The 24,209-nt window shown below is 45.2% G+C and carries 28 protein-coding genes and 1 riboswitch; of the genes, 9 read left to right on the forward strand and 19 right to left on the reverse strand.

Annotated features, from left to right (window positions below; translation table 11 throughout):
• Positions 1–325: 325 nt before the first annotated feature.
• Positions 326–1,699: a UDP-N-acetylmuramoyl-tripeptide--D-alanyl-D-alanine ligase gene (locus RAC86_RS10290; RefSeq protein ID WP_377885573.1), complete on the reverse strand. Its 1,374-nt coding sequence runs from the start codon at positions 1,697–1,699 to the stop codon at positions 326–328.
• A gap of 71 nt (positions 1,700–1,770) precedes the next feature.
• A complete protein-coding gene (locus tag RAC86_RS10295; RefSeq protein ID WP_014475870.1) occupies positions 1,771–2,856 on the reverse strand; it encodes a D-alanine--D-alanine ligase in 1,086 nt (361 codons plus the stop codon).
• A gap of 153 nt (positions 2,857–3,009) precedes the next feature.
• On the opposite strand from RAC86_RS10295, the gene RAC86_RS10300 reads away from it, so the two are divergent.
• Positions 3,010–3,330 carry a thioredoxin family protein gene (locus RAC86_RS10300; RefSeq protein WP_003225161.1) on the forward strand — a complete coding sequence of 107 codons (321 nt, stop codon included), beginning with the start codon at positions 3,010–3,012 and terminating at the stop codon, positions 3,328–3,330.
• A 14-nt stretch (positions 3,331–3,344) separates the two neighbouring features.
• On the opposite strand, the gene RAC86_RS10305 is transcribed toward RAC86_RS10300, so the two are convergent.
• Positions 3,345–4,217: a cation diffusion facilitator family transporter gene (locus RAC86_RS10305; protein ID WP_072565772.1), complete on the reverse strand. Its 873-nt coding sequence runs from the start codon at positions 4,215–4,217 to the stop codon at positions 3,345–3,347.
• A 246-nt stretch (positions 4,218–4,463) separates the two neighbouring features.
• Here RAC86_RS10305 and RAC86_RS10310 point away from each other — a divergent pair, with 246 nt between their 5' ends.
• Together RAC86_RS10310 and fbpB are read left to right on the forward strand one after the other, a co-directional pair.
• Positions 4,464–4,628 (forward strand): Fur-regulated basic protein FbpA, encoded by a 165-nt coding sequence (locus RAC86_RS10310; protein ID WP_003225157.1) that lies wholly within the window; start codon positions 4,464–4,466, stop codon positions 4,626–4,628.
• Complete coding sequence (gene fbpB, locus RAC86_RS10315) at positions 4,582–4,761, forward strand: Fur-regulated basic protein FbpB (protein WP_072565771.1); 180 nt, start codon at positions 4,582–4,584, stop codon at positions 4,759–4,761. The genes RAC86_RS10310 and fbpB overlap by 47 nt, the downstream gene beginning before the upstream one ends.
• A 24-nt stretch (positions 4,762–4,785) precedes the next feature.
• Here the strand turns inward: fbpB and RAC86_RS10320 are convergent, their stop codons facing one another.
• The 9 genes from RAC86_RS10320 to dctS all read right to left on the reverse strand — a co-directional run bounded on the left by RAC86_RS10320 (position 4,786) and on the right by dctS (position 14,625).
• Complete coding sequence (locus RAC86_RS10320; RefSeq protein WP_072565770.1) at positions 4,786–5,931, reverse strand: acyl-CoA dehydrogenase family protein; 1,146 nt, start codon at positions 5,929–5,931, stop codon at positions 4,786–4,788.
• A 129-nt stretch (positions 5,932–6,060) separates the two neighbouring features.
• Positions 6,061–6,396, reverse strand: a complete 336-nt coding sequence (locus RAC86_RS10325; protein WP_003225151.1) for a hypothetical protein — start codon at positions 6,394–6,396, stop codon at positions 6,061–6,063.
• Positions 6,397–6,490: 94 nt separating this feature from the next.
• On the reverse strand, positions 6,491–7,258 hold the full coding sequence (locus tag RAC86_RS10330) for an ABC transporter permease (RefSeq protein WP_014112721.1): 768 nt from the start codon (positions 7,256–7,258) through the stop codon (positions 6,491–6,493).
• Entirely contained in the window at positions 7,251–8,177 is a 927-nt protein-coding gene (locus RAC86_RS10335; RefSeq protein ID WP_072565769.1) for an ABC transporter ATP-binding protein, read from the reverse strand. The genes RAC86_RS10330 and RAC86_RS10335 overlap by 8 nt, the downstream gene beginning before the upstream one ends.
• A gap of 91 nt (positions 8,178–8,268) precedes the next feature.
• Positions 8,269–9,507 (reverse strand): dicarboxylate/amino acid:cation symporter, encoded by a 1,239-nt coding sequence (locus RAC86_RS10340; protein ID WP_014112719.1) that lies wholly within the window; start codon positions 9,505–9,507, stop codon positions 8,269–8,271.
• 73 nt (positions 9,508–9,580) lie between these two features.
• Positions 9,581–9,711, reverse strand: a riboswitch (cyclic di-AMP (ydaO/yuaA leader).
• A gap of 48 nt (positions 9,712–9,759) precedes the next feature.
• On the reverse strand, positions 9,760–10,812 hold the full coding sequence (locus tag RAC86_RS10345) for an AI-2E family transporter (RefSeq protein WP_072565768.1): 1,053 nt from the start codon (positions 10,810–10,812) through the stop codon (positions 9,760–9,762).
• 149 nt (positions 10,813–10,961) lie between these two features.
• Positions 10,962–12,227, reverse strand: a complete 1,266-nt coding sequence (gene dctP / locus RAC86_RS10350) for a C4-dicarboxylate transporter DctP (RefSeq protein WP_003225140.1) — start codon at positions 12,225–12,227, stop codon at positions 10,962–10,964.
• Positions 12,228–12,347: 120 nt separating this feature from the next.
• Positions 12,348–13,028, reverse strand: a complete 681-nt coding sequence (dctR, locus tag RAC86_RS10355; RefSeq protein ID WP_061186237.1) for a two-component system response regulator DctR — start codon at positions 13,026–13,028, stop codon at positions 12,348–12,350.
• Entirely contained in the window at positions 13,018–14,625 is a 1,608-nt protein-coding gene (dctS, locus tag RAC86_RS10360; RefSeq protein WP_072565767.1) for a two-component system sensor histidine kinase DctS, read from the reverse strand. The genes dctR and dctS overlap by 11 nt, the downstream gene beginning before the upstream one ends.
• A 69-nt stretch (positions 14,626–14,694) precedes the next feature.
• Between dctS and dctB the strand changes: the two genes are divergently transcribed.
• Together dctB and RAC86_RS10370 are read left to right on the forward strand one after the other, a co-directional pair.
• Positions 14,695–15,747, forward strand: a complete 1,053-nt coding sequence (gene dctB / locus RAC86_RS10365; RefSeq protein ID WP_072565766.1) for a C4-dicarboxylate TRAP transporter substrate-binding protein DctB — start codon at positions 14,695–14,697, stop codon at positions 15,745–15,747.
• Between the two features lie 85 nt (positions 15,748–15,832).
• Positions 15,833–16,654: a manganese catalase gene (locus RAC86_RS10370; protein WP_014112714.1), complete on the forward strand. Its 822-nt coding sequence runs from the start codon at positions 15,833–15,835 to the stop codon at positions 16,652–16,654.
• Positions 16,655–16,690: 36 nt separating this feature from the next.
• Here the strand turns inward: RAC86_RS10370 and RAC86_RS10375 are convergent, their stop codons facing one another.
• From RAC86_RS10375 to RAC86_RS10390, 4 genes are all read right to left on the reverse strand, one after another.
• Positions 16,691–17,050: a YdbC family protein gene (locus tag RAC86_RS10375; RefSeq protein ID WP_014112713.1), complete on the reverse strand. Its 360-nt coding sequence runs from the start codon at positions 17,048–17,050 to the stop codon at positions 16,691–16,693.
• A gap of 8 nt (positions 17,051–17,058) precedes the next feature.
• Positions 17,059–17,385 (reverse strand): cupin domain-containing protein, encoded by a 327-nt coding sequence (locus RAC86_RS10380; RefSeq protein ID WP_014112712.1) that lies wholly within the window; start codon positions 17,383–17,385, stop codon positions 17,059–17,061.
• Between the two features lie 136 nt (positions 17,386–17,521).
• Positions 17,522–17,893, reverse strand: a complete 372-nt coding sequence (gsiB, locus tag RAC86_RS10385) for a glucose starvation-inducible protein GsiB (protein ID WP_014112711.1) — start codon at positions 17,891–17,893, stop codon at positions 17,522–17,524.
• 128 nt (positions 17,894–18,021) lie between these two features.
• Complete coding sequence (locus RAC86_RS10390; RefSeq protein ID WP_014112710.1) at positions 18,022–18,840, reverse strand: EcsC family protein; 819 nt, start codon at positions 18,838–18,840, stop codon at positions 18,022–18,024.
• Between the two features lie 118 nt (positions 18,841–18,958).
• Here RAC86_RS10390 and RAC86_RS10395 point away from each other — a divergent pair, with 118 nt between their 5' ends.
• The 4 genes from RAC86_RS10395 (at position 18,959) to RAC86_RS10410 (ending at position 21,621) form a co-directional block, all read left to right on the forward strand.
• The gene (locus RAC86_RS10395) at positions 18,959–19,411 is read left to right on the forward strand and encodes a DUF2188 domain-containing protein (protein WP_072565765.1); all 453 of its coding nucleotides are present in this window, start codon (positions 18,959–18,961) and stop codon (positions 19,409–19,411) included.
• A 77-nt stretch (positions 19,412–19,488) separates the two neighbouring features.
• A complete protein-coding gene (locus RAC86_RS10400) occupies positions 19,489–19,746 on the forward strand; it encodes a GlsB/YeaQ/YmgE family stress response membrane protein (RefSeq protein ID WP_014112708.1) in 258 nt (85 codons plus the stop codon).
• 228 nt (positions 19,747–19,974) lie between these two features.
• Positions 19,975–21,252 (forward strand): Nramp family divalent metal transporter, encoded by a 1,278-nt coding sequence (locus RAC86_RS10405; protein WP_061186230.1) that lies wholly within the window; start codon positions 19,975–19,977, stop codon positions 21,250–21,252.
• Between the two features lie 102 nt (positions 21,253–21,354).
• Positions 21,355–21,621, forward strand: coding sequence for a hypothetical protein (locus RAC86_RS10410; RefSeq protein WP_041521127.1), 267 nt, complete (start codon positions 21,355–21,357; stop codon positions 21,619–21,621).
• Positions 21,622–21,623: 2 nt separating this feature from the next.
• Here the strand turns inward: RAC86_RS10410 and RAC86_RS10415 are convergent, their stop codons facing one another.
• The 3 genes from RAC86_RS10415 to RAC86_RS10425 form a co-directional block, all read right to left on the reverse strand.
• Entirely contained in the window at positions 21,624–21,824 is a 201-nt protein-coding gene (locus RAC86_RS10415) for a hypothetical protein (protein WP_061186229.1), read from the reverse strand.
• A 96-nt stretch (positions 21,825–21,920) separates the two neighbouring features.
• The gene (locus RAC86_RS10420) at positions 21,921–23,645 is read right to left on the reverse strand and encodes a pyruvate oxidase (protein ID WP_072565764.1); all 1,725 of its coding nucleotides are present in this window, start codon (positions 23,643–23,645) and stop codon (positions 21,921–21,923) included.
• Between the two features lie 66 nt (positions 23,646–23,711).
• Positions 23,712–24,161, reverse strand: coding sequence for an NUDIX hydrolase (locus RAC86_RS10425; protein ID WP_072565763.1), 450 nt, complete (start codon positions 24,159–24,161; stop codon positions 23,712–23,714).
• Positions 24,162–24,209 lie beyond the last annotated feature (48 nt).

Raw genomic sequence — 24,209 nt, forward strand, 5'->3', positions numbered from 1 at the left:
GAAGGACAGGATCCATCCGTATACAAAGCCCGAATTACTTTAAGTTTTATCTTACCATTACACTATTTGTTTTTCAATAAGATGAGAAGCAGATCGGCATCTCGAATATGCCGGCTGCTGCTCCATCCGCTCCCAAGAATCCAGCGGAGAACTTCGGGTCACGATGAAAAGTCCGGACGAATATGTTCGTATCGCGAAATAACCTATATATATTGTATCATAGCCGCAGCCAGCCAGATATACATAATTTTAGGCCGACATACATTAGTGTTTGCATATCATGTTATTTTATGATGCAATATGCGTTTTTTCGCAAAATATTTTCTTATGAAAGCGGGCTCTCTATTAAATCTTTAACGATTTCTTCAAGCTTCATACCTCTGGACGCTTTGAATAAAATCAAATCGCCTTTTGATGCGTTTTCCTTCACAGCTTGGAGGAGATCTTTTTTCTCAGTGTAATGGCTGACGCGGTCTTTCTCAAAGTGTTTCAGGGCGCCTTCTGCGATAAAAGCTCCCAGTTTTCCGTACGTAAAGACGCGGTCAATTTTATCAGGGCTGATCACAGCGCCGCACTCTTTATGGAACGTTTCTTCAAGATCGCCGAGTTCAAGCATATCACCGAGCACGAGCATTTTTTTGCCGTAGCCTTCGAGGCTTTCTGTCAATTGAATTGCAGCTTTCATAGAAGTCGGGCTCGCATTATAAGCGTCATTGATTATCGAAAGGCCGCTGTCTGTTTTGATGAGTTCAAGTCTCATCCCGGTTACCTTTAGGCCGCTCAGTCCTTTTGCCGCACCCTCAGGCGTGATGCCAAAATAAGCCCCTGCAGCAATCGCTGCCATGGCGTTCATCACATTGTGCTTGCCGAGTATCGGAATAAAAAACGTGTTTTCTATCCCTTTGATTGTAAAATGGGTTCCTTCCTCACTCTGGCTGACATCCTGAAGCTGATAATCATTATGCGCTCCCGTCCCGTACGTTTTCGTCTGGCAGCTGTATGCATTTTGAAGAAGCGGTTCGTCCCCGATATAAATCAGCACTCCGTCTTCTTTAAGCCCGTTAATGATTTCAAGCTTCGCCTCCGCGATGCCCTCTCTAGAGCCGAGGTCTTGCATATGCGATTCGCCGATATTCGTAATCACTGCCGCATCCGGGTTTGCCAGGCGGCTCAAGAGGTCAATTTCTCCTTTGGCGCTCATTCCCATCTCCAATACGGCGATCTCCGTATTTTCAGGCATCGCTAAAACTGTCAGCGGCAAACCGATATGATTATTGAAGTTTCCTCCAGTTTTGTGGACACGGTACTGGGTCCCCAATACGGCGTGAATCATATCTTTTGTTGTCGTTTTGCCATTGCTTCCGGTTACTCCGATGACACGTGTGCCAAGCTCCTGCAAATAGGCTTTTGCAAGCTGCTGAAGTGCGGTAAGGGTATCGTCCACTAAAATGACGGCGTGATTCTCGGGCGGATTTGGTTCTGACCGATCCCAAAGAACAGCCGCTACACCAGCTTCAAAAGCCTGCTCCACAAAAGTGTGGCCGTCAAAACGTTCCCCTTTCAGCGGAATGAAGAGCTGATGTTGTTCCAGTTTTCTTGTATCGGTCGCCACTCCATGAATGACTGTTTGTTCATATTGCGGATTTGTTAGTGTGCCATTAACCATTTCGGCAATGTTTTTTACTGTTCGCTTAATCAAGTAAGGTCCCTCTCTTTCTTTTGTATATACGGGAAAAAACACTGCCCTTTTACCGGCAGTGTCCTTCTTCATTAGAATGTATGCTTAATCAATTGTTTTTCAGCGTGGCGTTCTTTTGCAAGCTCCACAAGCTGTTCAATCAGGTCAGCATATTCCACTCCGGCTTCTTTCCAGAGCAGCGGGAACATGCTGAAAGGTGTAAAGCCAGGCATTGTGTTGACTTCATTGATCAGAACTTCGCCGTCAGCTGTCAGGAAAAAGTCCGCTCTGACGAGTCCTGAACCGTCGATCGCTTTAAATGCTTTGATCGCCATATCACTGATTGTTGCGTATTCCTCATCAGTCACAATCGCCGGAATCATCAGATCAGTATCTCCATCCTCATATTTCGCTTTGTAATCGTAGAAATCCGTCTTCGGTGCGATTTCCCCCACAACAGAGCATTTAGGATCGTCATTTCCAAGAACGCCGATCTCAATCTCGCGGCCGTTAATTCCTTCTTCAACGACGACTTTACGATCATATTGGAAAGCAAGCTCAAACGCTTTTTGCAGTTCTTCACGGTTTCGGCATTTGCTGATTCCGACACTTGAGCCGAGGTTCGCCGGTTTTACAAAGCAAGGATAGCCTAATTCCTGTTCAACCTGCTCACAGCTTTCTTTCGGAGAACGAGTCCAGTCTTTCTTAAGGAAAGCTGCGTATTTAGCCTGAGCAAGGCCGGCCTGAGCAAATAAATGTTTCATGACAACTTTATCCATGCCGGCTGAGGAAGCAAGCACTCCGTTGCCGACATAAGGAATGTTCAACAGTTCGAGCATTCCCTGGATCGTACCGTCTTCTCCGTTCGGTCCGTGGAGGAGCGGGAATACGACGTCGATGGCTTCATTTTGCTGTGACGCTTCCTGCGGAAACATCTCCTGGTTCAAGGCAGCTGGAGAAAAAGCACTGCCTCCTTGCTCAAATTGAAGCATTTTCACATTTGAAACAGGCTCAGTTAAACGGGCGCCTCTTACCCATTCGCCTTTTTCTGTTATATAAATCGGATGTATATCAAACTTCTCAGTATTTAGCGCTTTGATTACAGCCAGAGCCGTCTGCAGGGAAACATTATGTTCTGCCGACTTTCCTCCGTACACTAATCCTAGACTTGTTTTCAATGGATACTCCCCCCACTACAATTCATCTTTACTATCTTATCATTTTCACCGGAAAATGATCTAATTATTTTTGGGCATGCTGATGTTGAATGCATTTGTATGTAATTCCTTTTTATTTTATATTAAAATGGCATTGAAAAGGAGATGTGACATATGAAAAAAATCACGACAAACGAACAATTTAACGAACTGATTCAATCTGATAAAGAAATTATCGTAAAGTTTTATGCTGATTGGTGCCCAGACTGCACGCGCATGAATATGTTCATCGGCGATATTTTGGAAGAGTACAATCAAAACGATTGGTATGAGCTGAATAAGGACGAGCTTCCTGAACTGGCTGAAAAATACCAAGTAATGGGTATTCCTAGCTTACTTATCTTCAAAAACGGTGAAAAAACAGCTCACCTTCACAGCGCCAATGCCAAAACGCCTGAAGAAGTGACTGAATTTTTATCTGAACATATAAGCTAATTCGTTAAACAGCCTTATTTTATGTCGTCAGGCTCTACATGAACATGAACATGAGTCACATCGTGTTCATGTTTTATTTTGTCTTCTACTTCATCCGCCACTCCATGGCCTTCTTCTACTGTAAGCTTCGGATCAACCGTAATGACCATTTCGATATGAACTGTGCTTCCTAGATACCTCGCTTTCACATCTTTTAGTCGATGTACATTCTCGATCCTGCCGACGGTCTGTTTGTAAGGCTCAAGATCTTTTAAATGAAAACCGTCTGTTAAAGAATGTGAAGCGTCTTTAAAGATGTCCCATGCCGTCTTGCAGATGATGATACCGATGATAAAAGCCGTTACCGGATCGATCCACGGCAGCTGCAGCTGGGATGACATCACACCGATAAATGCTCCGACACTTACAAAAGCGTCTGACCTGCTGTCCTTTGCCGCTGCCATCAGGGCAGAGCTTTTAATGGACGCTGCCAGCCTTTTGTTATATAAATAGATGCCATACATAAACACAGCACTGCATAACGCCGTCCATGCAGCGATAAGACTTGGCGTTTCCGTTGTTCCGCTCGCAATCGCTCTTCCTCCGCCGATTAACACCTCAATGCCGACAACCATCATAATAAAAGACGCAACAAGAGACGAAATCGTTTCAGCCCGATAATGGCCATATGGATGATCGCTGTCAGCCGGCCTTTGGGAAATACGCAATCCAATCAGCACAGCTACTGACGCAACAATATCTGTTCCATTATTTAATCCGTCTGCTCTCAGCGCTTCGGAATGATATAAAATCCCGATTACAAGCTTCAAAACAGCAAGGATGACATATGCCAAAATATTGAGGAGCGCTCCTTTTTCTCCTTTTTTCAGATTTTCTGTCCGCTCCATTGAATACCAGCCTCCATTCTATTACATAGTATGGTTCAAAACATAAAAAATAGAGCGGCAACATTCATAAGAGGGACATTTCGACAGCAAATTATTGCCCGGGAAACTTTTTGTCGATCTGTTGAATGTTTGCCAATTTGCGAAAGAATAGGACTGTTTTCACCTTTACAGGCTATTGTGGACATTGTATACTGGGGTTAATTGATAATGATTATCAATATCGTTCGATTGGAGGTTGGTGACATAATGACACCTCAGTCTGCTGAAATCAGAAAAAAACAGCTCATTCATCTGTTAATACAGAATGGTATATACAAAAAGTCAAAGCGTCATTTGTATGAATTGTCGCTAACGGAGTTAGAAAGTGAATACAAACATGTCAGGAGGGCACCGGAGCATGCCGAAGCGTAAAGTGAAAACTTACCAACAGCTGATCCAGGAAAACAAAGAGGCGATTATGGGCAATCCAAAGCTGATGAATGTCATTTATGACAGGATCGACCGCAAGCATCAAAAAAATCTGCAAGAGCAAAACAATACATAAAAAGAGCCGGGATGGCTCTTTTTTTCATGACTCAAACGCTTCCGCAGCCAGCTTTTGGATCACCGCGTCATCCATCGGCGGGTTATGGAGACCGGCGCGCACATCACGGTAATAGCGCTGAAGCGGGTTGGTTCGTTCAAGGCTTTTGGCTCCGACAATTCTCATCGCTTTATCGACGATAGACAGCGCAGCATTTGTGACGATATGTTTCGCCGCACCGAGCTCGCTTCTCAAGTGAGGGCGGCGCTCCGGATCGTCATATAATTGAGCGATATGGAAAAGAAAATGTCTGGCATTGAGCAGTTCAAGCTCCATTTCGCCTGTTCTTTGCTGTACGGCCGGAACATTCTTGATCGGTCCCTTCAAACTGTTTGGAGAATACTCAGATGCAAATTGCACCGCATAGTCTCGCGCCGCTTGAGCAATGCCAAGATAAATCGCCGGGATGTGAAGCAGCCAGCCATTCGGCTTAGCTCCCCGAGGTCCTTGAAGCAATTCCACCAGTTTCTCCTCATCAAGCGTTACCTCATTCAGTACAAGGTCATGGCTTCCAGTCGCCCGCATCGCGATCATATCCCACGTTTCTTCAATCGACAAACCGGGATGATCTTTATGAACGAGAAACACGCCTGTTGTTTGTTTTTCCTCAATCCATGCCGTCACTAAAAAATAATCCAGTGCTTGTGACATCGTCGTAAAGGTTTTTCTTCCGTTTACTGCCCATTTGCCATCCTTTTTGACGGCGTTTGTACCGGGACGCCCTCCTCTTGTCGGGCTTCCGGTTTTCGCTTCTGTCGCCGCCCTGTTGATGACGGCTCCGTTTTGAACTTCCTTTGCAATATACGCAAACACGTCTTTATCCCAGCTATTGCCTTCTCCAAGCTCTCCAATTACGCTCAAATGCCAGCCGATGCTCAGTGCTGCCGGAGCATCTCCCCGTGCCAGCCGTTCTTGAAACAGGAGCATATCGTAAACAGAAATGCCTCCTCCTCCATGAGATGCCGGCAATGTTAATGCCGTATACCCAGCATCACGCAGTTTTTGTATTTTTTCTAAAGGAAAACGTCCTTGTTCGTCATCTTCAGCTGCTGTTTGCTGAAATTCATCCGCAATCCGTCCGATTTTCTCCATCCATTGCCGCTGTTGATCGTTTTTTATAAATAATGACATCCGGCAGCCCCCCAAGTTTTAATTCCGATAAATTTAATATGTATTATAGATTTCCTGCCATTATTCCGCAACTGTTAACCTTTTGTCCGGTATAGAAAAACACGCCGTTCCCCCAAGGGAACAGCGCGCTTACACAGGATTTGCATCCCGGTCTTGTTTCATGCCGAGATAAATCAGCATATATGTCAGGTAACCCATTGTCATCACCAGGCCGCCAAAGAAAAAGCTCGAGAAAATTGGCTCTTCAAAAGCAGTCACTGCCGCAAGCACAATCCAGCTGGCATACAGATAGATGATAAAATAACGGATGCCCGTCTTCATTTTATATATCATGTACAGCCCCACGAGAGAGAACAACCCAAGCGCGAGTCTGAAATAAACAAGATGTTCAAACTGAAACATGAATGACACAAATGAGAATCCAAGCAGCAATACAATCGGTAAAGCGGTAATAAAGTTCCTCAATCGAGACACCTCCGTCAGTACCTTTAGTATAAACCAAAATATCAAATGATATTGATTTACGTGAGCTTTTTCACAAAAATGTCATTCCTTGCCTTTACACCCGGACATCCCGTTTACAGAAGCACCACCAGCCAACGGCGATGAAGAATATGGCATGTATGATGATAATCCCTGCTGAAAATAATGGTGTCATGCCGGAAAACAACGCTGTTGCTCCGCTTCTGTATTGCGTAAAGTCAGTATTGGCAAAAAGCAAAAAGCTGCCCCATTTGTTTTCAAAGAGCTTCATGAGCTGGACAAGTGTACTCGCTCCGTATAAAACGACAAAAGAAACAACAACTGCTACCGCGCTGTTGCGGAACAGTGAAGAACAAAGCAGCCCGAATAATCCCATCATTACGGCTTCAAGCCAGTTTGAGCCGATCAGCGCTAAGGTGTTGATCAGCAATGTCTTTGATTCCGCGCTCACGGATGTGCCGAAAAAGACGAGACCGAATAATAATGCCAAAATGTAGTATGCCAGATACAAATAAAAGCTGACCATTACGACTGTGATTAATTTTGACCAAAAAACCTTTTGGCGTTTAACAGGACGGATGAGCAAAAATTTGATCGTCTTTTTATCAAATTCCATCGAAACAATTGTCGCTGCAATCACGATCGTTAAAGCCTGCAGCAGGATGTTCAGACTCGGTGTATACGATAAATAGCCGATGAAGTTTTCATCCGTTCCGGCACTGATGACAATCCGTTTAATGATCAAGGCCATGAAAAATTGAAAGACCGCCATCAGGATAAGAGATACCAACGTGACCTTCCGATTAAAAAGTTTCATATGTTCATTCCAAATTAATTTAGACAAGCTCTTCTCCCTCCTCTTGATGAACAGTTGTCGCTTTTATGAATTCATCTTCAAGTGATTGCGTATAAGGCGTAATGGAAAAGACATTCAGGTCTTGTCCGACAAGTGAACGATTCAGCTCCGGAATGTTTTCTTTTGCTACCTCAACAACAATCGCCCCGTCTTGCCGCTCTGCTTGATATTGATTGCCTGCCAGCCAATTGAGCGCTTTTTCTTCCGGCTGCACTTCAATGATCGCTTTTTCTGTTTTTTGATCTGTTCCATGTAAGCTGACTTCCGCTTTGATCTCGCCTTTTTGAATGATGATGACACGGTCACACAGATCTTCAACCTCACGCAATAAGTGAGTGGCGAACAGGACTGCTGTTCCTTCCTTTTCTGCGAGCTCCTTAATATGATCGCGAAAATCCTTCATGCCGGCGGGATCAAGACCGTTTGTCGGTTCATCTAAAATAAGAAGCTTCGGCCGGTGAAGAATCGCTTGTGCAATACCAAGACGCTGGCGCATGCCAAGGGAATAGGTTTTCACCTTATCATGAATCGCTGATGTCAGCCCTACACGTTCCACTACTTCATCAAGCCGTTCATCCGTTATTTTTTTGTGCATATTCGCAAAGTGCTTGAGGTTTTCCCATCCTGTCAGGTACGGATAGAACTCAGGATTTTCGACGATCGCTCCAACCGCTTCCATCGCTTTTTCAAACTCTGTATCATGCTGAAATCCGCTGATTGTCACACTTCCGCTGTTTTGTTTTAATAACCCGACGATGATACGGATGAGTGTTGTTTTTCCGGAACCATTAGGACCGAGCAGGCCGATGATTTCGCCCTCCATGACGTCCATTCTGATCTGTTTTAAAATCTGTTTAGACCCAATCTTTTTATCGAGGCCTTCAATATGTAAAATCGGCTCAGCCATAAAGCCTTCCTCCTTTTTCGACAAAAAATAAACAGTGCCCAAAAATTAGGCACTGTTTGTATTATAGCATTTGTTGCTTCCAAATGTTTGGTTAAACCGATAGAGTCGGCGTTTGCTCAGGCTGTTTGTTCTTTTCTGTTTCTGTAATAATGACGGCGCAGGCCGCGTCTCCTGTTGTGTTCACCACTGTACGGAGCATATCAAGCAGACGGTCAATTCCAAGAATTAATCCGATTCCCTCGACAGGCAGGCCGACAGATTGAAGCACCATGGCGAGCATAATCAAGCCGACTCCAGGAACACCAGCGGTGCCGACACTTGCTAACACTGCCGTCAGTATCACCATCAGCAGCTGAGTGAATGTCAGATCATGCCCGAATACCTGCGCAATGAAGACAGTGGCTACCCCTTGCATGATGGCTGTTCCGTCCATATTAATTGTAGCACCGAGCGGCTGGACGAAGCTGCTGATCGGCTCAGGCACTTTTAATTTTTTCTGGGCCACATCCATGGATACCGGCAGGGTCGCATTGCTGCTGGAAGTACTGAATGCAACGACCATTACCTCTGAGAAATTTTTAAAGAACGTAATCGGATTTCTTCTGGCTATAAGCGCAACCGTAGATCCGTAGGTAACGACTGCATGTATCAGTAATGCAAGGGTTACCACAATCATGTACAAGCCCATCGCTTTCATTGCGCTGAACCCTTGGCTTCCGATAGCTGTCGCAATCAGACCGAATGTACCATACGGAGCGAACTTCATTACAAGATTCACCAGGTACATCATCAATTCATTTCCTTGTTCAACAACTTTGAGAAGCATATCCGCTTTTTTTCCTAGCATTGTAATCCCAAGCCCGACAAAAATGGCAAAAGCGATAATTTGCAGCATATTTCCTTCCGTCATCGCTTGCACAGGGTTGGTCGGAATAATGTTTAACAGGGTGTCCGCAATACTTGGCGCTTTTTCAGCAGTGAATTCGGCAGACGATGTATCATACGTTCCAAACTCTCCCGGTTTGATGACAAGAGCTAAAATGATGGCAATGGTAATCGCCACTGCTGTCGTGACAAGAAAATAAGAAATCGCCTTTACACCGATTCTGCCAAGCTTCTTAGGATCGCCCAGCCCGGCTACTCCGAGTGTCAATGAGAAAAAGACAATCGGAACGACAAGCATTTTAATGAGGTTTAAAAAGATAGTGCCCAGCGGCCCGAATACAAACTTATTTAAATTTTCAAATAATTCAGGTGATGTTACGTTAAGAATAATCCCCGTCACCGCACCTAGCACCAATGCAATGATTATCTTTGTAGCCAGTTTCATCCGCATTCCTCCCTTTTTTGAAAAAAAGCCCGCGAGAGACTCCCGTGGGCTTTGGCTGTAACTTCAAACCACAGGACTCTCTCTTCACGCTGATGAGGTTAGCTGACGGGTTCGGACGAAGAGATGTCCGTTTTTCAGATGAAAAATTAACCCCAAAAGATTGGGTCCCCCACTCCTTATAAAAGGATTAAGCGTGTGGCTTACTATTGTATGATTTAGTTTATTTATACAGAAAAGATCCAATTTTGTAAACTATTTTTTGTTACTTTTCTCTTGGAATCTTTTGGGTCCTTCTTCCTTGTTGGTGACATCAAGAATATCTAGGAGAAACACAAAGATCGGAATCCCGATAATTAGACCCCAAATGCCGAAAAAGTGCTCAGAGAAAATGAGTACTGTGAAGGTGAAAAAGATCGGCAGCTCCGTTTTCGCAGACATCAGCTTCGGATTTAAGAAATACGTTTCGATCGCATGTATGGCGAATATGACAAGCACAATGTAGAGCACATACATTCCGCCGCCAGTGCTGTAAGCGATAATACTGAGCGGGATCAGAGAAATGACGACGCCTGCTACAGGGATCAATCCAAGGAAGAACACCATAATAGAAAGCCCAAACAGCTGCGGGAAATGCATAATCCAAAGCGCGATAAACGTCAGAATACAGTTGACGAGCGCAATGATGAATTGAGCCTCAAGCACCTTGCCGAACGTTCTTGCAAATTTGCTTCCGAAAAAAGCAATTTCCTCATAAAAGACCGCCAGTTTGCTCGTTTTAAATTTCGCCATGAATTCAGAAAGCCGTTTTTTCTCAAATAAGAAAAACATGCTGAGAATGAGCGCCATTACGATCTGCAAGCCGAATGTGCTGATATCGGCCAGATACGTATACACCACATTGAAACCCTCTTTGACATATGAACTGACATTAATATCTCCGAAAACACTGGTGATCTCATCAAAGAAAGGGATGGTATCCGGGTGATACGCAATATGTTTAATCTGCTTTACCAGCTGCTGAATCTGCGCCGCGACGACAGGATAAAATACAAACCCCCCGACTGTAAGCAGCACAGCCAGCAACATGTAAAGAAACGTAATGACCACCCGCTGGCTCACACGGAAGAACTGGCTTAAAAACTGCCGTACGACAAGCTCCAAACGATCCATAAGAAATGCGAAAATGAAAGTCAGCAATATTAAGTTGATCATGCTCTTAAATAGGTATAACACACCAGTTAACACGACAAAGACGGAAAAACGCCTTACTCCCGGGTGCTGAAAAAATTTAACTAAAGCGGCCATTTATACACTCCTGTTAGGACAAACGTCCTTCATTCAATATAGTATCCATTTGTAAATTATATAACAAAAAAATGCTGAGGTCTCTGTCCTCACCTTAATTATTCTTAAACAATTAAAAAAACGGCCCCATGGATGGGCCGTTCTTTTTTTCAGACTGCTGTTTTCATTTTTTTCATGCCTTCAACAGCCTCTATGCTTTTTGCTTCATCGAATTCATTTTCGCTTTTTGCAACAATAATCGTGGCGATTCCGTTTCCAATCAGGTTCACAATCGCTCTTCCTTCACTCATAAAACGATCGACCCCAAGCAGGAGTGCAAGACCCTCCAGCGGAATGACCTGAAGCGCTGACAGTGTTGAGGCAAGGACGATAAATCCGCTTCCCGTCACACCGGCTGCTCCCTTCGATGTCAGCATCAGAACGAGGATAATTGTAATTTGCTGGCCGATGCTGAGGTCTACTCCAAACACCTGTGCCAGAAAAACCGTCGCCATTGATAAATAAATGGATGTGCCGTCAAGGTTAAATGAATAGCCCGTCGGAATAACAAGCCCGACAACCGATTTCGAACAGCCGTAGCGCTCCATTTTATCCATCATTCGCGGAAGCACCGATTCTGAAGAGCTTGTGCCAAGCACGATCAGAAGCTCATCCTTAATGAAGCGCAGGTAATTCCACAGGCTGAATCCGTAAAGCTTGCAGATGAGATTTAAAGCAACAAACACGAACAGGAACATCGTAATATAAACAGACATCATTAAGCTTGCCAGAGGCTTGATGGAATCGAGACCGAAGTGCCCGATCGTATACGCCATCGCCCCGAATGCCCCGATTGGCGCGGCACGCATGATGTAGCCGATGATTTTGAAAAAGACGTGAGAAATCTTGTCGAAGAAATCAATCACGCTTTTCCCCTTTTCACCTAATGCTGCAAGACCGACTCCGAAAAGAATAGAAAAGAATAAGACCTGCAAAATGTCCCCTTTTGCGAAGGCATCAACCATGTTGGACGGAACAATGTGTGTGATAAATTCAATCCAGTCGATTCCCTGACCGCCATTTTGCGTGTATTGTGATACATCTCCCTTTTCAAGCTTGCTGTAATCAAGACCCGCGCCCGGCTTCATGATATTGACGACAAATAAACCGATAATGAGTGCGAGGGTAGTGACAACCTCGAAATAAATAAACGCTTTTCCCCCTACTTTTCCAACCTTCTTCATATCGCCCATTTTTGCAATCCCGAGAACAATTGTGAAGAAAATGATTGGGGCGATCACCATTTTAACAGCGTTGATAAATGTATCGCCAAGCGGTTTCATTTCTTTGCCGACATCCGGCCAGACCAGTCCGACAATGACCCCAATGATGACCGCAGTTATGACCTGAACTGTTAAATTTTTAAACAGTTTCATATCCTGCATTCCCCCTGTCCTATTCACCTTTGTGTCTTTCTTACTAGAATGATAGCGTTTTCATACAGTCTGGGGAAGTTTATGATCATAACGGACATTTTGGTCTTTTTGGTCTCAGATTTATCCTTTAAACACGTAGCGGTTGACGGGCCTGCCGACTCCGCCGTATTGAACGTCCAATTTAATGGTTCCGGTTTTTTCAAGATAATCAAGGTATCGTCTAGCTGTCACTCTGGCGATGCCGAGCGCCTTGGCGACCTCTTCCGCAGAAAGAGATGCAGTTTGCTGTTTCAAAAAAGCAGTAACTTCATTCATCGTGAAATGATTCAGCCCTTTCGGCAAATCCTGTACGGCCTGCTGCGGAATATTCAGGATCGCATCGAGCTGTTCCTGGGACAGCGTATCGCTCGCTTCTATTTTTTGTTTATATTGCTTGTACTTTTCAAGTGCCTGTCTCATTCGCTCAAGCTTAAACGGTTTTAAGATATAGTCAGCCGCTCCATTTTGCAGCATAAGAGAGATCGTTTCTTTGTCTTTTGCAGCGGAAACGACGATGACATCCACTTCAAGTTTTTGCTTTCTGATCTCCTGCAAGGTTTTGATTCCGTCTTTTTTCGGCATGTACACATCGAGAATGACGAGGTCGGGCTGTTTTTCTTTAATCAGCTTAATGCCTTCTTCTCCGTTTCCCGCTGTTGCACAGACAGTAAAGCCCTTGACAGTTGTGATGAAATCCTTGTTTACCTCTTGAACCATCGGATCGTCTTCAATGAGCAGAACCTTCCATTCCTTACGAGCCATGCTGTGCTTCCTCCCCCTTCATTGGAAAAACGATAGAAAAAGATGTTCCCTGTCCCGCGTGTGAATCAACTTCTATCGTGCCCGATCCTTTGTCTGTGATTTGTTTTACTAAATACAGGCCATAGCCTGTGCCGCCTGTTTTATTGACCGTAAATCCTTTGTCGTAAAGGTGCGGCATGTGTGTCGGTTCAATCCCGCAGCCGTTATCTTCTATTAAAATAGCAAGGATATCATCCGTTTGTTCGATACTAATGTCAATTCGTTTGTCATCAGATTGAACGGTTTCAAATGAGCCGAAGGCATTTTCAATCAGATTCCCCAAAAGCACGACGATATCATGCTGGTCAACATGCTCGGGAAATTGCTGAAGGCTGCTGTTTTCATCAATATGAACAGCAATGCCGAGCTCCCTTCCTCTTCTGATTTTACTTAATAGAAGGCCCGCCGCGGCGTCATTTTGAATCGAGCGGTGCAGAAATTCAGTCACATTTTCCTGCTCAGTTGATGCCTGGAATGCAAGCTGCAAGGCTTTTTCAGATTTCCCCAGCTGGATGAGGCCGGCGATTGTATGCAGCTTATTCATATGCTCATGGTTTTGAACGCGGAGCGCCTCCACAAAGTTTTTGACGCCCGTCAATTCCTCTGCCATCTTGGCGGCTTCCGTTCTGTCCTGAAAAATAGCGACGGCGCCGATGACTTTTTTCTTCATGACAATCGGAATTCTGCTGCTCATGATGACCTTTCCGCTGACGCGAATTTCTTCATTATAAACCGCTTTGTTCCGCTCCACGATTTCGGGCAGGCGCGAATCCTTGAGAACGTCCCAAATCACCTTCCCGACCAAATCCCCCTGCACCTCAAAGATCTGTTTCGCTTTTTCATTGAAAATTGTAATGATAAGTCGATTGTCAATGGCAATTACGCCTTCATTCATTGAGTGAAACGTCGCTGTCCGTTCTTCATACATTCGGACAATCTCATGTGGCTCAAGCTGAAACATTTGTTTTTTGATATGGCGCGCCAGCAGAAAGGACCCTGCAAGGCCGAAGCCTAGTGTCAGCACAACGATGAATGTAATATCTCGCTTTAAATGAAGCAGGATGTCTGCGATCCCCGGCAGTGTTTTCCCGACAAGCACCACGCCAATCTGGTTCAGATCATGATCCTTCACCGGATAAAAAGCCCGGACCGCCGTGCCGATCTCACCCTTTGCTTCTGAGAAATAAATGTGCTCCGCAAACGCCGCCTCTTCGTCTGCACCCTTAGATTTCTTGCCGATGCTTGTGCTGACAGGATGCGTATATCGGATGTGATTCATATCCATGACGACAATATAGTCTGCTTCATTAATCATCCTGATTTCTTCAACCGCATGGCGAACCGCTTCTGTTTGTTTGTTTCTCGCCAAGGCCTCTTTCACTTCTGTCATCTCTGACACCGTCCGGGCCGTATTCATCAAACGTTTTTTCAGCTCCCGCTCCTCTGTATGCTGGATATTGCCAATGAGCACAATGCCGCCGATCAAAAAGGAGAAAATGACGAGTATATAGGATAAGATCGTGATTTTCCAACGGATTGAGAGCTTCTTTTTGTTCATCAGCTTCTCCTTTCAGGTCTTTACGAATGGCATTGTCCCCACTATCCTTAATGAAGGGGAGGGGTTTTCATGAAGAGTTTCCTTGCATGTCTCGCACTGATGATCGCCGGAATTGCAACCGCTTTATTTATCGGATTCCATGATCATACCGGCAGTGAAGAGATTGTTTATGATGACGACCAGGAAGGCTTACAGGATCAAATCGTGTTTAAATTCAGCCATGTGGTTGCCGAAAATACGCCGAAAGGGCTGGCCGCCAATAAATTCGCCGAGCTGGTGAACGAAAAATCAGGCGGGAAAATTAAAATTGAAGTGTTCCCGAATGGTAGCCTGTATTCGGACATCGAAGAAATTGAAGCATTGCAAAACGGCGACGTTCAATTTATCGCCCCCTCCACATCGAAGCTCGGCATGCTCTCGCCTGAATGGGGCGTGCTGGATCTTCCGTATGCATTTACAGATTACGATGCTGTCAAAAAAGGGCTGAACGGCAGCATCGGCACACAGCTGTTTGATTCTCTAAAGAAAAATCAATTAAAAGGACTCGCCTATTGGACAAACGGCTTTAAGCAAATCACGACAAATCAAGGACCGGTCAAAGGCCCGGATGATTTAAAAGGACAAGATCTCCGCATTATGCAAAGCGATGTGATAGAGGATCAGTTCAAGCTGCTTGGCGCAACACCTCATCAGGAATCCTTCAATTCTACCTTTCAGCTGTTAGAAAACAATGTAGTCGATGGCGAAGAAAATACAATCTCAAACATCTATTCTAAAAAATTTTATAATGTTCAGGACTATTTGACAATAAGCAGCCACGGTTATCTCGGCTACGCTGTCATGACTGATGAGCATTTCTGGAACGCGCAAACACCGGAAACAAGGCGCATTTTGACTGAAGCGATGAAGGAAACGACGGAGTGGAACGAAACGTATGCCGAAGAAATGAACAAGGAGCAGCTGGAAGAAATCAAAAAACATTCATCTATTAAAATCTACGAGCTGTCAGATAAAGAGAAAAAAGAATGGATGAAACGCCTTGATCCTGTTTACCGGCAGTACGAGCCCATCTTCGGCCGGAAGCTGATACAGGAGCTTTTAGAGCTGCGAGAGGATTCGTAATACCCATCTCGATACGCTGTTTTTCGTTTATCTTTCAATTGATCGGAAATATAAATAGAGATAAACGAAAAAAGGAGATGGAAACATGTTTAAGCATACGAAAAAGCTGCAGCATCCTGCTAAACCAGATCGTCCAGATCCATTATTCGCTAAAAAAATGCAAGAAATTTTAGGCGGGCAATTCGGAGAAATTTCTGTTGCCATGCAATACTTATTTCAAGGCTGGAATACAAGAGGAAATGAAAAATACAAGGATTTGCTGATGGATACGGCAACTGAGGAACTCGGGCATGTTGAAATGATCGCTACGATGATTGCCAGACTTCTTGAGGATGCCCCGCTTGATCAGCAGGAAAAAGCCGCTGAAGATCCGGTCATCGGCTCCATCCTGGGCGGCATGAACCCTCACCATGCAATTGTATCAGGACTTGGCGCCATGCCGGAAAGCAGTACAGGCGTACCTTGGAGCGGCGGCTATATCGTAGCAAGCGGAAACCTGCTGGCAGACTTCCGCGCCAATCTGAATGCGGAATCACAAGGCCGTCTGCAGGTTGCACGCCTGTTTGAAATGACGGATGACAAAGGCGTTAAAGATATGCTCAGCTTCCTGCTGGCGCGTGACACGATGCACCAAAATCAATGGCTCGCTGCTATTAAAGAATTAGAAGCACAAGAAGGCCCGATTGTGCCGGGGACCTTCCCGAAAGCACTTGAAAAACAAGAGTTCTCGCATCAGCTTATCAATTTCTCTGAAGGCGAGGAAAGCGCCGAGCAAACCTGGCTGAACGAAAAAGCGCCGGATGGAGAAGCCTTTGAATATGTGAAAGAAGCTAAAGCTTTTGGAGAAAAACCGGAATTAAAACCAGCACCGCCTTTTGTTCATGATACGCTTCCGGGACGCGAGTAAAGACACAAGCCCAAAACATGATGTTTTGGGCTTTCATTATGCCTTCAGAACCGTCCAGTCTGGTTCGTGCCGGATGTCAGAGTTATGTAACAGATCGTGAATGAACGGTTCACCCTCTTCGTACAGCTTCACTTCTATCGAAAGAATCATTGCCTTCTGTTCATTTTCCTCGTATATGCTGTCATGTTCGTTCTCCATAAAATGATCATAGGCAGCTCTGTTCTCCCAAACGCTGATGATTTCTGCGGTGAACAGTCCATCTGCTGTTTTCCGCCAGCCGCCGGCCTGTTTGATGAAGCCACTTACATGTGATAATGCTCCCCACTGTGACTGCGCTTTTGAAAATGCTTCAGTGTTTGCAGCGTCTACTTCACATACAATCCTTTTGATTAGCATGGCAATTCCTATATGATGACTGTTTTCGCTTGTGTATGCTCGACACAGAGATTCACCGTTCTGACGTAAGAGCGCGTGCGGTGAATCGTTCCTTTTGGGATCAGCAGGCTGTCATTTGCTTTGAGTACCGCGGTTTCTTTGTCCTTAAAATCGATCAGCAGTTCACCTTCAAGAACAATGAATAATTCATCTGAGTCAGGGTGATGGTGCCAGTCATATTCTCCTGTAAACACAGCGAGGCGCACACAGTGGTCGTTGACCTCTGAGATTGGAAAATTGGCGTATTTTTCTTTGACTTCATTGGCGATGGCGAGCAAATTTTGCATCTCGGACATTAGCGAAAACCCCTTTTTTCACTTATTGTATCGTAATACCGGCATAAATTTAGAAAATTCCTAAAATAAAAAAAGCGATCCAGCTGATGTGCTGGATCGCTTTTTATCTACAGGTTGTCTGCCTTTATGCTTTTGATTAGTCGTTATTGCGGGCGTTTCCGCCTTTTGAGCCAATTTCTTGATAGAATTCTTTATCGTGATTTTTGCTTGTTGCCTCTCCGCCTTTACGGCCGATTTCTTGATAGAATTCTTTGTCATGATTTTCGCTAGTGGCTTCTCCGCCTTTTTCGCCGATTTCTTGGTAGAACTCTTTGTCATGGTTTTGGCTAGTGGCTTCTCCGCCTTTTTCGCCGATTTCTTGATAGAATTCTTTGTCATGGTTTTCGCTAGTGGCTTCTCCGCCTTTTTTGCCAATCTCTTGATAGAATTCTTTATCATGGTTTTTGCTTGTTGTTTCTCCGCCTTTTCTACCTGCTTCTTCTCTGCTCATTTTGTTATCGTCTGCCATTTTGAATTCCTCCTTTAATTGGTGTTGGTTGTTGTTTTCCCGCTATCAATTCTTTTAAACAAACAAAGCACATTGGGTGTGTTTCCACTAAAAAAAGCAGGCGGAGCGCGTTGTCCGTCTGCTTTCTTCTATTCCATCTCTTGTTCTGTTTCTTTCAGCCGCTCAAGAATGCGCCTCTTTTTATACAGCATCATGCCCGTTTCGGTAATGTCGTTTAATGTTGAGCGATTGGCTGCCGCGCCAAAGACCATTCCCGCGACCGGCACTAGTTGAAAAAGCTTTTTCCAGCCAAACGTGTCGCGATATCCTAATACGACTTCACGCCAGCCTTGGATTTGAGAAGCGACATTCTTATATGTACGATCTTGATCATAGTCTTTTAATTCTTGCAAAATCGATTTTTTGCCGACAACATCAGCCGATGTCAGCTGCAAACATTTTACGATGAAGACACGCTCTTTTTTCTCCTTTGGGTCATAGCCGTAAGCAACAGCGATATCCTGCAGCGTTTTTAACGACAGACCAAGCACGGCCGGAATGTCTGCCGCCAGCGTAAACACACCGCCCACACCCGTTGTCGCGCCTTGTACGGTTGCCGTGTTGATTCTGTTTTTGCCCATTCCTTCCGCAATTTCATCCATGACAGGCAGAGGCGCTTTTCGGACGTCCTCCAAAGACTCAAAGGTTTGCTCCGGCAGCTTCTTTTGAAACGTTTTGATAATCTGTTTTTCCGATGTCAGATACTGTCCTCCTGTTTGAACAAAGCTGCCGACCTCATCCAAAAGCTTGCCGATCTTTTTCTGAATGAATTCCGGCGTCAGCTTGTCCAGCAGCTGAAACGGGAGACGGCTGAGCTTTTCCCAAAACCAGACTTTTTGCTGATCTTTTTCCCATTTTTCTATTTCTTTTAATTGCTGATGTAAGTCTTCTTTAAGTTCAGGTGTCACCCAACTCGCACTTCCCTTCCGTTTTTTTCTACTATATAGTATACCTTCATTTTCTCGAAAACGTTTTTATTTTTCACCTGCGGGTACCATTTTTATAAAAGGAAAAGGAGTGATGGACATGCCTTGGTCGATGAAGGATTATCCCGCTTCATTAAAAAATCTTGAGAAGCCGGTACAGAAAAAAGCAATTGAAATTGCGAATGCGATGATTGATGAGGGCTATGAGGACGGACGCGCGATTCCGATTGCGACAAGCAAAGCAAAGGAATGGGCGGAAAATGCCCCTAAAGATGAAATTGATGATTTCCTCAAGCATGATGATGAGACAGAACGCGATGAAGATTCAAGCAGTGGCAACGGCCCAGAGCTTATGGATAAAGCTGAGCATGTCATCAAGCATAAAAACGGCTGGGCGGTCAAAGCCGAGGGTGCCAAACGTGTCTCTGAGATCAAAGATACAAAGAAAGATGCGATTGAACGGGCAAAGGAAATTGCAGCACATAAAGGCACTGAGGTGATTGTTCATTTGGCTGACGGCAGCGTGCAGAGAAAAATTAAAGCAGAATCATAAAGCGATATGCTTTTCGGTGTTTCAGGTTTGGCATAAGCGGTTATTGATTGATAAATCATTTATGAGAGGTGAGTATTATGATTAGCTTTTTGGTTTCATTAGTTGTTGCGATCGTAATCGGATTAATCGGAAGTGCCATCGTAGGCAACCGGATGCCGGGAGGAATTTTCGGTTCTATGATTGCCGGGCTGATCGGTGCTTGGATCGGACACGGACTCCTTGGCACTTGGGGACCGAGCCTCGCTGGCTTTGCTATTTTCCCAGCCATCATCGGGGCGGCCATCTTCGTGTTCTTGCTGGGCCTCGTATTCCGCGGACTGCGTAAGGAAGCCTAGACTCATTTCATACAGGAGGCATCGTTTCGAACTGAAACGATGCCTTTTTATATGGGACCTAATCCGAATCCCTACATATCATGTTACATAACAGGGAAAAATTTATGAAAGTACTTTGAACATTTTCGGTTGACAAGAAACCGGGATGGTCATATGATGTAGATAAAATAATTTGCCTTAAGGAAACTCTTTGTTGTTCGGCAAAAACAATCAGAATTCAGGTGAGACATGATGAACAAGGACATCACAGCACAATCTCCCCGTTCCAAAGCAGTCCAAGATGCGCTTGACGGGAAAATCAGAGGATTCAGAGGGCTGCTTCCTTTTCTGGGCCCAGCATTTATAGCAGCCATCGCCTATATTGATCCCGGCAACTTCGCAACGAATATATCAGCGGGTTCTAAATACGGATACATGTTGCTATGGGTGATTTTATTTTCGAATATCATGGCGCTTTTAATCCAATCACTATCCGCCAAACTCGGTATTGCCACAGGCAAAAATCTGCCTGAGGTTGCCCGCGAAGAATTTCCAAAACCCGTCTCCATTGGATTATGGATTCAGGGCGAGCTGGTCATTATCGCAACTGATCTGGCGGAATTTATCGGGGCGGCTCTGGGACTGTATTTGCTGTTTGGCATCCCGATGCTTGAAGCGTCTATTATAGCGGCGATCGGTTCTTTCGCGATATTGGAGCTTCAGCGCCGCGGTTATCGCTCACTTGAAGCCGGCATTGCCGGTATGCTATTTGTAGTGGTGATCGCCTTTGCGTTGCAGACCTTTTTCGCAAAGCCTGATGCCGCGTCAGTGATGAAGGGCCTTTTTGTCCCGGCGTTTCATGGCACTGACAGTGTGCTTCTTGCAGCGGGTATTCTCGGCGCAACCGTTATGCCGCACGCCATTTATTTACACTCTGCCCTTACACAGCGGCGGGTGGTTGGCAAAACTGATACTGAACGGAAAAAAATCTTCAGATTTGAATTTATTGATATTTTAATAGCGATGCTGATTGCAGGAGCTATTAATGCAAGTATGCTGATTGTGGCTGCTGCATTATTCTTCAAAAACGGCCTGTTTGTCGAGGATCTCGATGTCGCATATCAACAATTCGGACATCTTGTCAGCCCTGTGTCTGCGGCTTTATTCGGAATCGGGCTGCTCGTTGCCGGACTATCTAGTTCGTCAGTCGGCACACTTTCAGGCGACGTGATCATGCAGGGATTTATCAACTATCGCATCCCGCTGTATGTACGGCGGTTTATCACGATTATTCCGCCGATCTTGATCATCGCATCAGGCGTCAATCCGACGACCGCTCTCGTACTGAGCCAGGTCGTGCTGTCCTTCGGCATCGCCTTTGCCTTAATCCCGCTTATTATGTTTACAAGCAATAAACGGATTATGGGGTCACTGATCAACGCCAAATGGGTCACAGTGGTTTCTTGGCTGATTGCTGTATTGATCGTTGCTTTGAATATATTTTTAATTGTTGATACGTTTCGTTAAAAAAACCGGCTGCTAAGCCGGTTTTGATTTTTCGCAAAAGCTCATTGATACCCTTTTTGACAGAAATTTGTTATGATAGTAGAAAAAATCGGAGTTTTGATGATGTCAGTATTTATTCTGTTTTATTTGTGGATTGTTCCTATTGTAATCGGAATTTTATGTTCTGTTGTTGCCTATAAATCCAAAGGAAAAATGAGAGTCGCGCCCGGCATTGCCATGATCGTGCTCAGTATCATTTCCTTGATCACCGCGTTTACGGCCGGACACACGAATTTCCACGTGTTTATCGGCGGCATGTTTTTATTCGGCACCTTCTTGGTAGGTTCTGCTTTTCCTTTCTTTTTCGGGCTTAAGAAAAAAGAGAAATAAACTTATAAAGAAGCGAACTCTGCAAGATTTGAAAAGAATAAACATACGAAACATAAAAGGACAAATGCGCTGATCTTTTTGCTTTGAAAGAAGATGCATTTGTCCTTTTGTCCGTTTTGAGCATGGCGAAAATCATGACAGGCTGCATAAATCATTCCTGCTGATCCTAATAAGTACACCACTAATTTTATGGATTCAAACATACTTTCCTCCTTTATTTGCAATGTAATGTTATGATAACTAAAAATACATTTGTTTCCAATACATAAAAACAAGGGCCTCAAAAGGCCCCTGTTTTTTTAGAATAACCGCTTTAAACTTTTCTTCAGTGACGGCATTTCGATATTTTGGTTTTCGAAGAAATTTTTCAGCATGTATTTGCTGAAGCCTTTTGCCTGCCCGTAGGTGATTTTGCCAGGCAGCGGCGGTTCGTTTCCGATCATGACATCCACAACGACCGGCTGGTTAGCATGTAACGCCTCGTGGAAAGCGGGTGCAAGCTCTTCCGCTTTGGTCACCTTGATGCCCTTTGCTCCGCAGCTTTCTGCAAATGCGGCATAGTCGACATTTTGAAGCTTTGTGACATAGTCGATATTGCCTTTGACCTGCTGCTCGTACTCGATCATACCGAGGTTTTCATTGTTTAAAATGACGACGGTGATTGGGAGCTTGTATTTGACGGCGGTCGGGAGATCCTGCATGACCATGGAAAAGCCCCCGTCACCACAGACGGCGATGGCCTGGCGCTCCGGTTCGGACAAGCTTGCTGCGATTGCTCCCGGCAGGCCGCAGCCCATTGTCGCAAGCCAGCTGGAAACGATGAAATCCTGGTTCGCGTTCATTTTGAAATGCCGCGCCATCCAGACTGTCACAGTGCCGACATCTACAGAGAGCACCGCATCATCGGCTGCCGCTTCCTGAAGACGTGCCACGACCTGCTGGGGTTTGAGCGGTGTTTCCGCCTCGGCCTCATCTTTTTCGATTTCGTTCCACCAATGCTGCATATGTTCCGTGCAGGCATTCAGGAATCTTCTGTCTTCCTTCCGTTCAATATACTCCGTTAACTCACGCAGGCCGAGAGTCGAATCACAGACAAGTCCCGCTGTCACCGGATAGCGTTTTCCGATTTTCGCCGGGTCTGAATCGAGCTGGATCGCCGGCGTGTCATCAGGCAAATAATCGCGGTACGGGAATGAAGTTCCGAGCATAATTAATAAATCACATTCCTCCATTGCCTCGTAGGCCGGCTTTGTGCCGATCTGCCCGAGGTTGCCGAGAAAATGCGGGTGCTTATCGGGGACGACGCCTTTTGCCGGGAGCGTGACAACGATCGGGGCTGCAGCTTTGTCCGCAAACTCCTGAAGCTCCCGTTTCGCCTTTTTCATTCCCTGCCCCGCCAAGATAATCGGCTTCTTAGCATTATTTATATATTGCGCGCAAGTGACAAGCTGTTCTTTTTTCGGTTCAAGGTTCCCTTCAATATACACTGGTGAGGTGTACACGGGCTCATGCTTGATTTTCTCCACAAACAAATCATCAGACACGCTTAATACCGCAACGCCTTTTTTGCTGTAGGCGGTGCGTATTGCCTGATTCAAGAGATCCGGCAGTGATTCCGCACTATGTACCTCTCTATTGAACACAGCCACGTCTTCAAACATTTGCTCAAGCTTGATCTCCTGAAAATAATCCCGTCCGACTTCGCCTGATGAAACCTGTCCTGCAATTGCCAGCACAGGGGCGCCGTCCGCTTTTGCATCATATAAACCGTTTAATAAGTGCACTGCACCCGGCCCTGCGATTGACAGGCAGACGCCGATCTTGCCGGTGAGTTTTGCCTCAGCCGCGGCCGCCAGCGCTGCTACCTCTTCATGGCGGGTTTGAATGAATTTCAATTGATTTCTTTCATGTCTTAATTCCTCGATAAACTCATTTATACTGTCTCCAGGGATGCCGTAAACATGATCAACTCCCCATTGTTCAAGCAGTTCTGTCATTGCTTGTCCTGCAGTTTTGTGTGCCATGCCGTATCCTCCTTTTTCCTTTTTTCAATACCACAGGAGAAACACTTTAAAACCCGGAGACCTTTATCACTTGCCCAGTCTTCTTTTCAACAGGTCGATCACCGCAAGCATACCTCTGTCCTTGAGGGTGATGGTTGTATCTAGAGCGCCATTCACGAAATCTTTGATTTGCCTTTTTCGGTTCGGCACCATAAAAAGCGGCAAACGCTGCGGAGAAAACCACTTTAATCGCGCTGTCTCTGTGCCGTTCACTATTGCTTGTCCGCCTGTTATGCTCGCGAAAAACACATGCTGCTCATCTTGAAACTTTGGCCTTTGGTAGACACCTATTTTCGCAGAAAGCGTTGCGCTGTATCCCGTTTCTTCCAATACCTCCCGAACTGCCGCTGCCTCAGCTGTTTCCCCGGGATCGACCCTGCCGCCCGGCAGATCCCATAAAGGGACATCCTTTCGTTTAACCAGCAGAATCTGCTGATTGTTGTTCAACACGATCACAAATGCACCTTGTGTATACATTGCATTTCTCCTTTTCCCGCAAAAAAAGACCAAGGTAATTCCCTTGGT

The sequence above is a fragment of the Bacillus sp. LR_5 genome (assembly GCF_042709275.1).

What these genes read in the sequence shown, in the direction of transcription:
- RAC86_RS10320 (WP_072565770.1), bottom strand. Translation starts at nt 5,931, where the DNA reads ATGTCATTATTTATAAAAAACGATCAACAGCGGCAATGGATGGAGAAA.
- dctR (WP_061186237.1), bottom strand. Translation starts at nt 13,028, where the DNA reads ATGGCTCGTAAGGAATGGAAGGTTCTGCTCATTGAAGACGATCCGATG.
- dctB (WP_072565766.1), top strand. Translation starts at nt 14,695, where the DNA reads ATGAAGAGTTTCCTTGCATGTCTCGCACTGATGATCGCCGGAATTGCA.
- RAC86_RS10375 (WP_014112713.1), bottom strand. Translation starts at nt 17,050, where the DNA reads ATGCTAATCAAAAGGATTGTATGTGAAGTAGACGCTGCAAACACTGAA.
- RAC86_RS10305 (WP_072565772.1), bottom strand. Translation starts at nt 4,217, where the DNA reads ATGGAGCGGACAGAAAATCTGAAAAAAGGAGAAAAAGGAGCGCTCCTC.
- RAC86_RS10405 (WP_061186230.1), top strand. Translation starts at nt 19,975, where the DNA reads ATGATGAACAAGGACATCACAGCACAATCTCCCCGTTCCAAAGCAGTC.
- RAC86_RS10370 (WP_014112714.1), top strand. Translation starts at nt 15,833, where the DNA reads ATGTTTAAGCATACGAAAAAGCTGCAGCATCCTGCTAAACCAGATCGT.
- RAC86_RS10380 (WP_014112712.1), bottom strand. Translation starts at nt 17,385, where the DNA reads ATGTCCGAGATGCAAAATTTGCTCGCCATCGCCAATGAAGTCAAAGAA.
- RAC86_RS10420 (WP_072565764.1), bottom strand. Translation starts at nt 23,645, where the DNA reads ATGGCACACAAAACTGCAGGACAAGCAATGACAGAACTGCTTGAACAA.
- RAC86_RS10345 (WP_072565768.1), bottom strand. Translation starts at nt 10,812, where the DNA reads ATGGCCGCTTTAGTTAAATTTTTTCAGCACCCGGGAGTAAGGCGTTTT.
- RAC86_RS10425 (WP_072565763.1), bottom strand. Translation starts at nt 24,161, where the DNA reads ATGTATACACAAGGTGCATTTGTGATCGTGTTGAACAACAATCAGCAG.
- RAC86_RS10310 (WP_003225157.1), top strand. Translation starts at nt 4,464, where the DNA reads ATGACACCTCAGTCTGCTGAAATCAGAAAAAAACAGCTCATTCATCTG.
- RAC86_RS10410 (WP_041521127.1), top strand. Translation starts at nt 21,355, where the DNA reads ATGTCAGTATTTATTCTGTTTTATTTGTGGATTGTTCCTATTGTAATC.
- RAC86_RS10300 (WP_003225161.1), top strand. Translation starts at nt 3,010, where the DNA reads ATGAAAAAAATCACGACAAACGAACAATTTAACGAACTGATTCAATCT.
- RAC86_RS10340 (WP_014112719.1), bottom strand. Translation starts at nt 9,507, where the DNA reads ATGAAACTGGCTACAAAGATAATCATTGCATTGGTGCTAGGTGCGGTG.
- RAC86_RS10335 (WP_072565769.1), bottom strand. Translation starts at nt 8,177, where the DNA reads ATGGCTGAGCCGATTTTACATATTGAAGGCCTCGATAAAAAGATTGGG.
- dctS (WP_072565767.1), bottom strand. Translation starts at nt 14,625, where the DNA reads ATGAACAAAAAGAAGCTCTCAATCCGTTGGAAAATCACGATCTTATCC.
- gsiB (WP_014112711.1), bottom strand. Translation starts at nt 17,893, where the DNA reads ATGGCAGACGATAACAAAATGAGCAGAGAAGAAGCAGGTAGAAAAGGC.
- RAC86_RS10395 (WP_072565765.1), top strand. Translation starts at nt 18,959, where the DNA reads ATGCCTTGGTCGATGAAGGATTATCCCGCTTCATTAAAAAATCTTGAG.
- RAC86_RS10400 (WP_014112708.1), top strand. Translation starts at nt 19,489, where the DNA reads ATGATTAGCTTTTTGGTTTCATTAGTTGTTGCGATCGTAATCGGATTA.
- dctP (WP_003225140.1), bottom strand. Translation starts at nt 12,227, where the DNA reads ATGAAACTGTTTAAAAATTTAACAGTTCAGGTCATAACTGCGGTCATC.
- RAC86_RS10415 (WP_061186229.1), bottom strand. Translation starts at nt 21,824, where the DNA reads ATGTTTGAATCCATAAAATTAGTGGTGTACTTATTAGGATCAGCAGGA.